The sequence below is a fragment of the Plasticicumulans acidivorans genome (assembly GCF_003182095.1).
In the GTDB taxonomy this organism is placed as follows: Bacteria; Pseudomonadota; Gammaproteobacteria; order Competibacterales; family Competibacteraceae; genus Plasticicumulans; species Plasticicumulans acidivorans.
Genome location: NZ_QGTJ01000001.1, coordinates 26356 through 40110, shown reverse-complemented (window position 1 = coordinate 40110; position 13755 = coordinate 26356). Strand labels below are relative to the sequence as shown.

Below are 13755 nucleotides of genomic sequence, written 5' to 3'. Positions count from 1 at the left end.
GTTCCCCGCAGGCGCGGGGATGAACCGTGAGCATATGGCGGGCCAGCCGGAGCCGGCGGGCGTTCCCCGCAGGCGCGGGGATGAACCGATTCTGATGATAAGGGGGGTTTGTGATGCGTTGCGTTCCCCGCAGGCGCGGGGATGAACCGATAGAAGCCTGATCACAAGCGAACTGCATAGGGCGTTCCCCGCAGGCGCGGGGATGAACCGTGAGGCCATCAATACCACTATAAAAAACAGGAGCGTTCCCCGCAGGCGCGGGGATGAACCGGCCACATCAGACGACCTCACAGTAAAAGCCGGGCGTTCCCCGCAGGCGCGGGGATGAACCGCCTGGTGCAGTTGGTGCTGCTCCTGATGGATAGCGTTCCCCGCAGGCGCGGGGATGAACCTGCCAATCATCTGACGTAGGCGGACAATCACGCGCGTTCCCCGCAGGCGCGGGGATGAACCGGATCACCAATACACTGGCCTGAAATCAACTGAGCGTTCCCCGCAGGCGCGGGGATGAACCGTTGTACCGTGCGCCCCCCTTCGATTGGCGTGCGCGTTCCCCGCAGGCGCGGGGATGAACCGCAAATTCATGACCCCCCAACGAAACAACAGCAGCGTTCCCCGCAGGCGCGGGGATGAACCGGGATGGAGGGCTCTCATGTTTTCGTGATGAATGCGTTCCCCGCAGGCGCGGGGATGAACCGATTTTTGCGCGGCCTTTGTATTTCACGTTTATGCGTTCCCCGCAGGCGCGGGGATGAACCGGAGTCGGTCAACAAGGAGGCGATCCTCAACGAGCGTTCCCCGCAGGCGCGGGGATGAACCGCGCTCATCGTTTATCCGCCTAATTGCAGCGATGCGTTCCCCGCAGGCGCGGGGATGAACCGACTCCAGCCTCAACCAGCGCGCGCCAAATCTGGCGTTCCCCGCAGGCGCGGGGATGAACCGGCATCGAGCAGCTGGCCGCGCCGGCAACAGCGGCGTTCCCCGCAGGCGCGGGGATGAACCGGCCAATCCAGCTGTAGCGATGAAATCCGATGCGCGTTCCCCGCAGGCGCGGGGATGAACCGGCCCTGTGAATAGGGCTATTAAGGCCGGTCTTGCGTTCCCCGCAGGCGCGGGGATGAACCGATCGAATCCGGCCAAATCGAACGCAAATCGCAGCGTTCCCCGCAGGCGCGGGGATGAACCGTTGTTTAGCGCGTTGACTCAGCACGACGGGCTGCGTTCCCCGCAGGCGCGGGGATGAACCGGGAGACCCGAGCTGTCGACTACCGACCGTTCGGCGTTCCCCGCAGGCGCGGGGATGAACCGGTCGAGGACAACGAGACGCTGGACGCGCTCGCGCGTTCCCCGCAGGCGCGGGGATGAACCGGCCATGCGGACCGATTCTGGGCGCTGGCGCTCGCGTTCCCCGCAGGCGCGGGGATGAACCGTCTGGTCGAGTACATGGACGACTGGATCGACAGCGTTCCCCGCAGGCGCGGGGATGAACCGTTTTGATTGCGTCGACGCCGCCTCCAAAAGCGTGCGTTCCCCGCAGGCGCGGGGATGAACCGGAGTTTCCTGCGGTGTGCAGGCCCGACGCCCAGCGTTCCCCGCAGGCGCGGGGATGAACCGCGGAATACACCGCCACCACCATCTCCAGGGGAGCGTTCCCCGCAGGCGCGGGGATGAACCGCTGGAATTGAGCCGATAGAAGCGGGTGTTTCGGCGTTCCCCGCAGGCGCGGGGATGAACCGTCGGGGGCGGTGGCGTAGGTCATACCAGCAGAGCGTTCCCCGCAGGCGCGGGGATGAACCGCCCGTGCTATTAGGGTTGAATTGATTCCGGATGCGTTCCCCGCAGGCGCGGGGATGAACCGTCCTGAGTAATCGTGACGATTTCCAAAGAAAACGCGTTCCCCGCAGGCGCGGGGATGAACCGCCGAATTCAATGAATTTCATGTATTTGTCAGGTCCCGGCTGATTCCTGACCTGCTTTCTGAATAATTCCGGCCTGTTTTTCTGCCACTGCTTCAGCGCCTCGAGCGGTGTCACATGACCCAGCGCTTTCTGTGGAATGCGGTAATTGTAGAGCCACAGATAACGCGTCAACGTGCTGTGCAGATCCGCGCCGCTGACAAAGCGCGTGCCGGCGAGTACCTCGCTGATACGCCCGTTGAAGCGTTCGAGCATACCGTTGGTCTGCGGATGCCGTGGCGGGATCAGACGGTGTTCGATCTGTTGCTGGCGACAAACCTTGTCGAAGACATGCGTGCCGCTGGGGTCGCGCTCGCCGGTGGCGCAGAAGCGGTCGGTGAAGGCCTTGGCGTTGTCGGTGAGCACGGTGCGCACGTGGAAGGGGGCGCGCTCGTGTACGCGCGTGAGAAAGCCAGCGGCCGTGGCGGCCTTCTGGTCATCGAGCACTTCCAGGTGCACCCAGCGCGTGGCCCGGTCGATGGCGACGTACAGGTAGCGCCGGGCCGGCTCATCGGGCATCTGCGGCAGGTATTTGATGTCGACGTGCAGGTAGCCCGGGTCATAGGGCCTGAAGCCGCTGGGCGGGGTGTCCGATTCGGATGCCGCCGGGCGCACGTCCTCAAGCCGCGCCACGCCGTAGCGGCGCAGGCAGCGATCCAGGCCCGAGCGGCTGACCCGGGCGTTGATGAAAGCGCGGGTGACGACCGGCAGGTCATCAAGCGCCAGCAGCAGGGTGCGGCGCAGCTCCACCACGATCGCTTCCTGGGCTGTGCTGAGCGTCGTCTGCAGCCGGTGCGCGGTATGGGAGCGGTCCAGCGGGTCTTCACGCGCTTGCCACTTGCGCACCGTCATCTCACTGATCCGGTAGCGCTGCGCCAGCACCGCTACCGGTTCCGTCGCCGCCCGTAACTCGGCGCGGATCGCCGGGGTGGTGCGGGCGTTCTTGTGCAGGCGCATCAGCATCGATTGGACTCCGCACGGGGGTTACACAGCGACTGCAGCACTGCGCGGGCGAGGAACAGCGGGTAGCTGCGGTTTACTATAGAACCGTCCGGGACCTGACATGTATTCGCGTTCGCGTTCCCCGCAGGCGCGGGGATGAACCGTTCCGCCATGAGATCGCAGCATGAATTGCGACAAGTTCCCCGCAGGTGCGGGGATGTGCTGCGCCGCCGGGTGGCGTTTCGATGCTGTATTCCCGCAGTTCGCAGTGCTGATGAGGCTTTGTCTACCGTTTTTTATATCATCATAATTTCTCCATCCCATCCACCATCACTCAAACCAACATCCCCCAAAATAAAACCCCGACTGCCGACGCAGCCGGGGTTTTTCAACATTAAGCGCTGACTGCGATCAGGCAGCGATGATGATGCTGGTGGCCTTGACCAAAGCGTAAGCCGGGCTGCCAGCGGCGAGGCCGAGGTCTTTGATGGCGTCTTCGGTGAGGATCGCGGTGACGGTCAGGCCGGCCGGAGTGGTCAGCGTGACTTCGGCGTTGACGGCGCCTTCCTTGATCGCACTGACGCTGCCGGCGAACACGTTGCGGGCGCTGAGCTTGCCCGGGGCGCCGGCGCCGAGGATCACGGCGCTGGCTTTGAACAGGGCGGTCACCGGGGCGCCGGCGGCGAGGCCGAGGCTGGTGACGGCGTCCTTGGTCAGCGTGGCGGTCAGCGTCTCGTCACCGATGGCAACGACGACTTCGTCATTGACGGCGCCGACTTCGATGGCCTTGACGGTGCCGGAGAACTGGTTGCGTGCGCTGAGCTTCATGATGTTGATCCCTCTATGGATTGATGATGCGGACGACGTCCTGGCGTCGCCGTGCACGCACCTTCCGCCCGGGCGATATGAAAGCTCAACACCATCGCTGCGCCGCGCGCGCCGGCATTTTTGGCGGCCCGCGCGGCGCCGCTGGCTCAGGCGGCGACGCTCGCCAGTTCGGTGCGCAGCGTGCGCGCGGCCTCGACCATCTGCGCCAGTGCGGCGTCGACCTCGGGCCAGTCGCGGGTCTTCAGGCCGCAGTCCGGGTTGACCCACAGCCGCTCGGCCGGGATCAGCTCCACGGCGCGGCGCAGCAGGCGCAGCATCGCGGCGCTGCCGGGCACGCGCGGCGAATGGATGTCGTAAACGCCGGGGCCGATGGCATTGGGGTAGTGGAAGTCATGGAAGGCTTCGAGCAGCTCCATGTCCGAGCGCGCGGTCTCGATGGTGATGACGTCGGCGTCGAGGGCGGCGATCGCCGGCAGGATCTCGTTGAACTCCGAGTAGCACATGTGGGTGTGGATCTGCGTCGCCGGGCCGGCGCCGGCGGCGGCGATGCGAAATGCGAGGACCGCGGCGGCCAGCCAGTCGGCGCGGGCGGCGGCGCGCAGCGGCAGGCCCTCGCGGAAGGCCGGCTCGTCGATCTGCACGATGCGGATGCCGGCGGCTTCAAGTTCGGCGACCTCCTCGCGCAGCGCCAGTGCGAGCTGCGTCATCACCGTGGCGCTGTCGCGGTCGTCGCGGCAGAACGACCATTTCCACAGCGTCACCGGGCCGGTGAGCATGCCTTTGACCGGGCGTTCGCTGAGCGACTGCGCGTAGCGGCTCCAGCCGACGGTCATCGCCTCGCGGCGGTAGACGTCGCCGTAGATCAGCGGTGGCTTGACGCAGCGCGAGCCGTAGCTCTGCACCCAGCCGTTGGCGCTGGTCGCCACGCCGCCGAGCAGCTCGCCGAAGTACTCGACCATGTCGTTGCGCTCCGGCTCACCGTGCACCAGCACGTCGAGGCCGAGCGCCTCCTGGCGGGTGATGACTTCGCGGATCTCGGCGCGCATGCGCTCCAGGTATTCGAGGTGGCCGATGCGCTGCTCGCGGTAGTCGCGGCGGGCGGCGCGCAGGGCGGCGGTCTGCGGGAAGGAGCCGATCGTCGTCGTTGGCAGCAGCGGCAGGCCGAGCACCGCCTGCTGGCGCTGTGCGCGCTCGGCGAAGGGCAGAGCGCGCTCGCCGGCGTCGGCGTCGAGTTCGGCCAGGCGCTGCTCGACCAGCGGGTGCCGCCGGTTCGGCAGGCCGGCCAGCGCGGCGCGGCCGGCACTGGCTTCGAGGAGCGCGGCGCTGACGGCCTCGCGGCCGTCACGCAGGCCGCGGGCCAGCGTGGTCAGCTCGCCGAGCTTTTGCACGGCGAAGGCCAGCGCGCCCTGCAGCGCCGCCGGCAGCGTGTTTTCGTGCGCCAGGTCGACCGGCACGTGCAGCAGCGAGCACGACGGCGCCAGCCACAGGCGCTCGCCGAGCGCGGCGTGCAGCGGGCTCAGGTGCGCCAGTAGGGTTTCGAGGTCGGCGCGCCAGATGTTGCGGCCGTCGATGATGCCGGCGGAGAGCACGCGCGGCTGCGGCCAGTCGGCGAGGAAGCCGTCGAGCTGCCCGGGCGCGCGCACCAGATCGAGGTGCACGCCGTCGATCGGCAGCTCGCGCAGCAGCGCGGCGTGCTCGCCGATGCCGCCGAAATAGCTCGCCAGCAGCAGGCGCGGACCGTGGCCGGCGAGGGCGGCGTAGGCTTCGCGGTAGGCGGCCAGCCAGTCGGCGTCGAGGTCGAGCGCCAGTGCCGGCTCGTCGAGCTGCACCCAGTCGACACCGAGCTCGCCGAGTGCGCGCAGCACCCGCCGGTAGGCCGGCAGCAGCCGCGGCAGCCAGTCGAGCGGCTGCGCCAGCGCGCCGCTGTCACCGCGCACCTTGGCCAGGCGCAGCAGGGTCAGCGGGCCGATCAGCACCGGCTTGGCGTGCAGGCCGAGCGCCTGCGCTTCGCATACCCAGTCGAGCAGCTCGACGGCTTCCCCGTCGAAGCGCAGCTCGGCACTCAGCTCGGGGACCAGATAGTGGTAGTTGGTATCGAACCACTTGGTCAGCTCCATCGCCGGCTGCGCGGCATTGCCGCGGGCACAGGCGAACAGGCGCACGAAGGGGTCCGCATCGGCGCCGGCGTCGGCGAAGCGCGTCGGCAGGCCGCCGAGCCAGTCCAGCGTCTGCAGCACCTGGTCGTACCAGGCGAAGTCGCCAACGGCGACCAGGTCGAGACCGGCCTCGCGCTGCGCCTGCCAGTGCGTGCGGCGCAGGCTGCGGCCGACGGCGCGCAGTTCGGCGGCATCGGACTCGCCGCGCCAGTAGCGTTCAAGCGCGAACTTCAGCTCGCGCCGGGCACCGATGCGCGGGAAGCCGAGGGTATGGGTCAGGCTCATCACGAAGCTCCAAAGCGATGATCGAGGGGCTTGAGATGATTGGCTGCGGGTTAATATGATTCAAATGATCAGTTTTGGCTTTGCTCATGAATGGTGTTCATGATGATCTCGCCGCTCGAATTGCGTCACCTGCGCACGCTGGCCGCGCTGCGCGAAACCGGCAGCGTCTCGCGCGCCGCGCAGCAGCTGTGCCTGACGCAATCGGCGCTGTCGCACCAGCTGCGGGTGCTGGAGGAGCACTACGGCGCGGCGCTGTTCGAGCGCAAGACGCAGCCGCTGGTGTTCACGCCGGTCGGCAAGCGCCTGCTGCGTCTGGCCGACACCGTCGCCGCGGAGCTGCGCGATGCCGAAACCGACATCCGCCAGCTGGTCGGCGGTCGCAGCGGGCAGCTGCGCATCGCCGTCGAATGCCACACCTGCTTCGACTGGCTGATGCCGGCCATGGACCGCCTGCGCGAGCGCTGGCCGGAGATCGAGCTCGATCTGGTCTCGGGCTTCCACACCGACCCGTTCGCGCTGCTGCGTACCGACCGCGCTGACCTGGTGATCCTGCACCAGCGCGCCGTCGAGCCGGGCTGCGTACTGCATCCGCTGTTCCGCTTCGAGATCCGCGCGCTGCTGGCGCGCACGCATGCGCTGGCGGCGCGGCCGTGGCTGGAGCCGGTGGACTTCGCCAATGAAACCCTGATCACCTACCCGGCGCCCGACGACATGATCGACGTGATCCGCGACGTGCTGCGCCCGGCCGGGGTGTTCCCGCCGCGCCGCGACTGCGAGCTGACCGTGGCCATCGTCCAGCTGGTCGCCAGCCGTCGCGGCGTCGCCGCGCTGCCGGCCTGGGCGGTGCAGCCCTTCGTCGAGCGCGGCTACGTCGTCGACCGGCCGATCGGCGCTGCCGGCCTGCACGGCGAGCTCTACGCCAGCAGCCTGCCGCACATGGCGCAGGTCGCCTATGTGCAGGATTTCCTGGGCGGTGTGCGCGAAACCGTCAGCGCCTCGCTGCCGGGCATCGAGCTGCTGCCGAGCGAGTAGCCGGGCCGCGAACGAGACTGCCGGCACTCGCTGCGCCGTGCACCGCCCGGCAGCGTCCAGCCGGTGCACGGCGCGCCGCAGGCGCTTACACCAGCGTCGGGCAGCCGTCGTCACGGCGACGTGCTAGGGTTCCCGATTTCCCTATTTTTCGGAGACCATTTTTTGGAAACCAGCGTCCTCGTCGAATGGATCGGCCTGCTCGGTTGCGCCGTTTTTGCCGTTGCCCTGTTCAAGCGCCTGCGCCTGCCGGCGATCCTTGCTTACCTGCTGGTCGGTGCGTTGATCGGCCCCGGCGGCTTCGGGTTGATCCATGAGGACGCCAGCATCCGCGAGCTGGCCGAGTTCGGCGTGGTGTTCCTGCTGTTCACCATCGGTCTGGAATTCTCGCTGCCGCAGCTGATGGCGCTGCGCCGGCTGGTGTTCGGCATGGGTGGTGCGCAGGTGGCGCTGACCACCGCGCTGACGATGGCGGTGGCGATCGCGCTCGGCGCACCGCCGGCGGCGGCCTTCGTCACCGGCGGCGTGCTGACGGCCTCGTCGACGGCGATCGTCGTGCGCCAGCTCGCCGATCAGCTGGAGCTGGCCGCGCCGCACGGCCAGGCGGCGCTGGCGGTGCTGCTGTTCCAGGATCTCGCGGTGGTGCCGTTCCTGGTGGTGATCGGCGCGCTCGGCGCCAATGCCGACGGTGCGCTGGCGCTGCCGCTGCTGTGGGCGCTGTGCAAGGCGGTGCTGGTGTTCGTCGCGCTGGTGCTGGCCGGACGCTGGCTGCTGCGGCCGCTGTTCGCCGAGATCGCCCACGCCCGTTCTTCCGAGCTGTTCACGCTGGCGGTGCTGCTGGTGTCGCTGACGGCCGCGGTGCTGACCTACGCCAGCGGCCTGTCGCTGGCACTGGGCGCCTTCATCGCCGGTGTCATGCTCGGCGAGACCGAGTTCCGCCATCAGGTGGAGTCGGCGATCCGGCCGTTTCGCGACGTGCTGCTCGGGCTGTTCTTCGTCGAGGCCGGCATGTGGATCGAGCCGCACGCGCTGCTCGCACAGTGGCGCTGGCTGCTGCTGCTGCTGGCCGGCGTGCTGCTGCTGAAATCGGTGCTGGTGTTCGCGCTCGCCCGCGGCTTCGGCCTGAACCCGGTGCTGGCGGCGCGCAGTGCGCTGGCGCTGGCGCAGTGCGGTGAATTCGGCTTCGTCATGCTGACACTGGCCTACGCCCGCGGCCTGCTCGATCGCACGTTGCTCGATCTGCTGTCGGCGACGATCGTGCTGAGCATGGCGCTGGCGCCGCTGCTGCTGCGCTACAACGGCCGCCTCGCCGCGCGCCTGAGCGGGGCCGAGGCACGCCGCGAAGCGGCGCGGGCGAATACTGAAATCGCTCAGGAAACCGGCAGCCTGCGCGGCCATGTGGTGATCTGCGGCTTCGGCCGCGTCGGCCAGAACGTCGCCCGTTATCTGGAGCGCGCCGGCTTCCAGTATGCGGCGCTCGATCTCGACATCGAGCGCGTGCGCGAGGCGCGCGCCGCCGGCGATCTGGTCGGCTACGGTGATTCGACGCGCTTCGAGCTGCTGCAGGCCGCCGGCCTGGAGCGGGCGGTGGCCCTGGTGGTCAGCTACGACGACGCCAAGGCGACCTTCCGCATCCTCGAAGCGGTGCGCGCGCGCTATCAGCATCTGCCGATCCTGGTGCGCACCCGCGACGACGTGCAGCTGGAAAAACTGATGGCCGCCGGCGCCACCGAGGTGATCCCGGAGACCCTCGAAGGCAGCCTGATGCTGATCCAGCACCTGCTGGCGCTGCTGCAGGTGGCGCCGCGCGACATCATGCGGCAGGTGCGCGCGGCGCGTGTCACCCGCTACCGCCTGCTGCACGAGCGCTATCTCGGCGTCGGTACCGCCGAGGATGCCGACGAGGACCTGGCCCGCCTCAAGCCGCTGCTGCTGCCGACCGGTGCCTGGGCCGCGGGGCATACCATCGCCGAGCTGGACCTCAGCGCGCTCGACGTGGCGCTGCGTGCGCTGCAGCGCAAGGGCATCCGCTCGACACGCCCGACCGCCGACACCGCCGTGCAGGCCGGCGACGTGCTGGTGCTCTACGGCGTACCGGAGGCACTGGCGCGCACCGAGCAGTACCTGCTCGCCGGCCGCTGAGTCTGCGCGGGGCTTTGCAAAGGCTGAACGAGCAATGACTTATGTCACCATGACGTAAAATTTAATCTTCTTCGCATTTACAAACGAGAAATATTCTTATTATGCTGCGCCGCATGATGATTCCTGCGGCGTATTCATTTCTCGATACCTCGACCGGCGGCGCGGGGCGCACGGCCGGCCGCGAGACCCGTGCGCGCAGGCGTGTCGCCTGGCCGACCACGGCCGGCTGGAGCCTGCTGGTCCTCGGTCTGCATGCCGGCGCGCTGGCAGTGTGGTTCGACGCGCCGCTGCCGCCACAGCCCTTGCCGATGACGCCGTTCAGCGCCCGTCTGATCAGTCCGCAGCCGACGCCGGAGACCAGCCCGGAGCCGCCGGTGGAAACCGCGCAGCCACCGCAACCGCCCCAGACCGTCGAGCCACCGGCACCGGAGCCGCCGGCGCCGCCAAGCGCGCCGGTGGCGCTGACGCCGAATGCCACGCTGCCGCCGCCAAAGCCGCAGCCGGCACCGGCGCGGCCGAAACCGCAGGCCAAACCGAAGCCACAGCCACGCACGCCGCCGAAACCGCGGCCGCTGCCGAGCGCTGCGCAGAGCGCGCCGGTGGCGCAGGCTGCCGCCGCGCCGCAGCGCAGCGAGGCCGACGAGCCGGTGCAGGCGGTGCGCTTCGATGCCGCCTACCTGCGCAACCCGGCGCCGCCGTATCCGGTGGCCTCGCGCCGTGCCGGCGAGGCGGGGCGGGTGCTGCTCAGCGTGCGGGTGTCGGCCGCGGGGCTGGCCGAGGCGGTCAGCGTCATGCGCAGCAGCGGCTATCCGCGGCTCGATGAATCCGCACTGTCGACGGTGCGCCGCTGGCGCTTCGTGCCGGCGAATCGCGGCGGGCAGGCCGTCGCCGCCAGCGTCATCGTCCCGATCAACTTCAAGCTGGAGCAGAACCGATGAATCTCGAACCGCTGATCGCGCAACTGCCGCCGGGGCTGGCGCATCTGCTGCAGGCCGGCGATGCCGTCAGCGTCGGCACCGCGCTGGCGCTGCTGCTGATGTCGGTGCTGGCCTGGACGCTGATCCTCGCCCGCGGCTGGTCGCTGCTGCGCCTGCGCCGCGCGCGCCGCCTGGCGCAGACGGTGTGGAGCGATACCGAGAGCGTCGAGGACGTGCGCGCACGCTTTTCGCGCGTGTCGGCCGGGGCGCCGTTCCTCGACCTGATCGAGCACGGCGCCGAAGCCGGGCGCTGGCTGCGCCGCCACGGCGGGCCGGTGGAGGGCGTCGGCGATCCGGTGGCGGCGGCGCTGCAGCAGGGGCTCAATCGGGCGGCGACCCGCTGCGAGGCCGGCATGACCGCGCTGGCCTCGATCGGCAGCACCGCGCCGTTCGTCGGCCTGCTCGGTACCGTCTGGGGGATCTACCACGCGCTCGGCGCGATCGCCGCCGCCGGTCAGGCGCAGATCGACCGCATCGCCGGGCCGGTCGGCGAGGCGCTGATCATGACCGCCTTCGGCCTCGCCGTGGCGATTCCGGCGGTGCTGGCCTACAACGCCTTCACCCGCAGCCAGCGCCTGCTGCTGGCCGATCTCGAAGCCTTCGGCCACGCGCTGCATGCCCGTCTGCACGGCGAACTGCGCGCGCCGGAACGGGCGCTGCAGGGGGCGTGCTGAGATGGCGATGGGCAGCTTCGGCCGTCCCGGCCATAACGCTCCGAATGCCGAGATCAACACCACGCCGCTGGTCGATGTGATGCTGGTGCTGCTGGTGATCTTCATCCTCACCGCGCCGCTGTTCACACACACGGTCAAGCTCGACCTGCCGCAGGCGAGCGCGCAGCCCGATCCCGAGCCGCCGCCGGCGGTGACGCTGTCGCTCGACGGCGAGGGCCGCCTGTACTGGGACAATCGGGCGCTGAGCGACGATGAGCTGATGGCGAAGTTCGCCGAGACCGCGGCACGCGAGCCGGTGCCGGAGTTGCAGCTGCGCGCCGATCGCGAGACGCGCTACCAGCGCCTCGCCGAGATCATGGCCGCCGCGCAGCAGGCTGGTCTCAAGCGCATCGGCTTCATCACCGAGCCGCCGCGCGCGCCGTAAGCCGCGCACGCTGAAGCCATACCGAGCAACGGCCCGGCGCCCGCCACGGCGGCCGGCGTCGTGAGTTTTTGCGCGATGGCTGTGTCCATTGCGCCTTGTCCAGCCAGCCAACGCCTGAGTTTCCGTCCTGCCGGTCGGTCGTGCGTAGCCAGCCCCTCGTTTCACGTCTGTCTCAGGGGAATGCACATGAACCACTCCGCCGGCATCCGCGCCACCGTCCGCGCGCCGTTTTCACCCACTGTCGTCGGTCTGCTCGCCGCCTCGCTGCCGGGCTTTGCCCAGGCCGAGGACGCCACCCAGCTGCCCGACGTCAACGTCAGCGCCAGCGCCGAGCCGACCTATCTGCGCGAAGAAACCGGCCTGACCCGCCTGCCGGGCTCGCTGCGCGACCAGCCGCAGTCGATCAGCGTGGTGTCGCAGCAGCTGATGGAGGATCAGGGCGCGGTGACGCTGCGCCAGGCCCTGCGCAACGTCGCCGGCATCAGCTTCACGGCGGGCGAGGGCGGTTTTTCCGGCGACAACATCAATCTGCGCGGCTTCAGCGCGCGCAACGATCTGTTCCTCGATGGCGTGCGCGACAACGGCCAGTACACGCGCGACACCTTCAATATCGAGGCGGTCGAGGTGCTCAAGGGACCGTCGTCGATGGTGTTCGGCCGCGGTACCACCGGCGGTGCGATCAACCAGCAGAGCAAGCGTCCGCAGCTCGACGACTTTCGCAGCATCGGTGCCACCATCGGCACCAACAACGACCGGCGCATGACGCTCGACGTCAACCAGCAGCTCGACGACACCTCGGCGGCGCGCCTCAACGCCATGTGGCATGACGCCGACTTCACCCGCGAGGACGTCGAATTCAAGCGCTACGGCATCGCGCCGTCGTTCACCTTCGGCATCGGCACCGATACCGAGGTCAACTTCAGCTACTTCCGCCAGAAGGAGGACAACGTCCCCTTCTATGGCGTGCCGTACCGCTTCGGCAAGCCGGTCAGCGTCGACAAGGACAATTTCTACGGCCTCGCCGATGAGGACTTCGAAAAGACCACCACCGACATCGCCAGCATCACCTTCGAGCACCGCTTCAACGACAGGCTGAGCCTGACCAACCACACCCGCTACAGCCACTACGATCGCGAGATCTCACCGAGCGCGCCGCGCATCGCCAACAATCCGCCGGCCGGCACGCCGTATGACCGCATCAGCGTCAATCGCAGCAAGCCGTATCGCGACGGCACCGATACCGTGCTCGCCAACCAGACCGATCTGACCGCCCGCTTCGATACCGGCGACATCAGGCACACGCTGGTCAGCGGCATCGAGATCAGCCGCGAAACCAGCAAGGTCACGCGCTACAGCGTCAGCGGTGCGCCGCAGACCAACCTGGAAAATCCCGACCCGGATCAGGCGGCGCCGAACCTGCGCGTGCTCGGCCGTTCCTCGTACACCGATGCGTCGGCCAACACCTTCAGCCTCTACACGCTCGATGAAATGCAGGTGGCGCCGAACTGGAAGGTGGTCGCCGGCCTGCGCTGGGATCGCTTCTCGGCGCATTCGCTGGCCGACAGCTACAACGCAACGACCGGCGTGCTGACGTCGAGCAGCGACAAGGACCGCGTCGACAAGATGACCAGCGGCCGCTTCGGCATCATTTATCAGCCGGATGCGGTGCAGTCGTACTACATCGGCATCGGCTCCTCGTTCAACCCGAGCGCCGAGACGCTGACCATCTCCGATGCCAACAACGGGCTCGATCCGGAGAAGAACATCAACTACGAGCTCGGCGCCAAGTGGGATCTCAACGACGGCAAGCTCGGCCTGCGCGCGGCGATCTTCCGCACCGACAAGACCAACGCCCGCACCGTCGATCCCGACCAGCTCAACGTCAACGTGCTCGATGGCCGCTGGGTGACCGACGGTGTCGAGTTCGAAGTCACCGGCCGTCTGGCGCCGGGCTGGGAGATCGCCGCCAGCGCGGCGTTCATGGACCCGGAGATCACCGAGTCGAACAACCCGGCGGAGAAAGGCAAGGTGCCGGCCAATGCGCCGAAGCATACCTACAGCCTGTGGTCCACCTATCAGCTCGGCGGCGGCTGGGAAGTCGGCGGCGGCGTGCAGGGCGTCGGCAAACGCTACGGCAACAACACCAACACCGTCGCCGCGCCCGGCTATCACATCTGGGATGCCGAGTTCGCCTACAAGCAGGCCGACTACGACATCCGCGTCAACGTCTACAACCTGACCGACAAGCTCTATTACGAATCGGTCTACGGCGGCCACGCCGTGCCCGGCATCGGCCGCACCGCGCTGCTGAGCGTCGATTACCGCTTCTGATGTCCACCTTTT

General features: G+C 68.4%; 8 protein-coding genes, 1 pseudogene and 1 CRISPR repeat array (1 of these 10 only partly in view). Of the genes and pseudogenes, 6 read left to right on the top strand and 3 right to left on the bottom strand.

The features are described 5' to 3' along the window. Window positions 1-1920: direct repeats of the CRISPR family, unit length 29 nt; unit sequence GCGTTCCCCGCAGGCGCGGGGATGAACCG; it reaches 1896 nt to the left of the window's first position. A 155-nt stretch (window positions 1921-2075) separates the two neighbouring features. The 3 genes and pseudogenes from C7443_RS20585 to metE form a co-directional block, all read right to left on the bottom strand. Continuing rightward, window positions 2076-2807, bottom strand: a pseudogene (locus tag C7443_RS20585) (DDE-type integrase/transposase/recombinase); the annotation flags it as partial. A gap of 501 nt (window positions 2808-3308) precedes the next feature. Beyond that, window positions 3309-3725: a TOBE domain-containing protein gene (locus tag C7443_RS00150; protein ID WP_110016553.1), complete on the bottom strand. Its 417-nt coding sequence runs from the start codon at window positions 3723-3725 to the stop codon at window positions 3309-3311. 146 nt (window positions 3726-3871) lie between these two features. After that, window positions 3872-6166, bottom strand: coding sequence for a 5-methyltetrahydropteroyltriglutamate--homocysteine S-methyltransferase (metE, locus tag C7443_RS00145; RefSeq protein WP_110016552.1), 2295 nt, complete (start codon window positions 6164-6166; stop codon window positions 3872-3874). Window positions 6167-6265: 99 nt separating this feature from the next. Between metE and C7443_RS00140 the strand changes: the two genes are divergently transcribed. The 6 genes from C7443_RS00140 to C7443_RS00115 all read left to right on the top strand — a co-directional run bounded on the left by C7443_RS00140 (window position 6266) and on the right by C7443_RS00115 (window position 13743). Then, window positions 6266-7198: a LysR family transcriptional regulator gene (locus C7443_RS00140; protein ID WP_110017003.1), complete on the top strand. Its 933-nt coding sequence runs from the start codon at window positions 6266-6268 to the stop codon at window positions 7196-7198. A 162-nt stretch (window positions 7199-7360) separates the two neighbouring features. After that, window positions 7361-9337, top strand: coding sequence for a monovalent cation:proton antiporter family protein (locus C7443_RS00135; RefSeq protein WP_146213197.1), 1977 nt, complete (start codon window positions 7361-7363; stop codon window positions 9335-9337). Between the two features lie 113 nt (window positions 9338-9450). Then, the gene (locus tag C7443_RS20505) at window positions 9451-10275 is read left to right on the top strand and encodes an energy transducer TonB (protein ID WP_146213196.1); all 825 of its coding nucleotides are present in this window, start codon (window positions 9451-9453) and stop codon (window positions 10273-10275) included. After that, window positions 10272-10988, top strand: a complete 717-nt coding sequence (locus tag C7443_RS00125; RefSeq protein ID WP_110016549.1) for a MotA/TolQ/ExbB proton channel family protein — start codon at window positions 10272-10274, stop codon at window positions 10986-10988. The genes C7443_RS20505 and C7443_RS00125 overlap by 4 nt, the downstream gene beginning before the upstream one ends. Window position 10989: 1 nt before the next feature. Continuing rightward, complete coding sequence (locus C7443_RS00120) at window positions 10990-11412, top strand: ExbD/TolR family protein (RefSeq protein WP_110016548.1); 423 nt, start codon at window positions 10990-10992, stop codon at window positions 11410-11412. Between the two features lie 186 nt (window positions 11413-11598). Further along, window positions 11599-13743, top strand: coding sequence for a TonB-dependent receptor (locus tag C7443_RS00115; protein WP_170123420.1), 2145 nt, complete (start codon window positions 11599-11601; stop codon window positions 13741-13743). The last annotated feature ends 12 nt before the right edge of the window (window positions 13744-13755 follow it).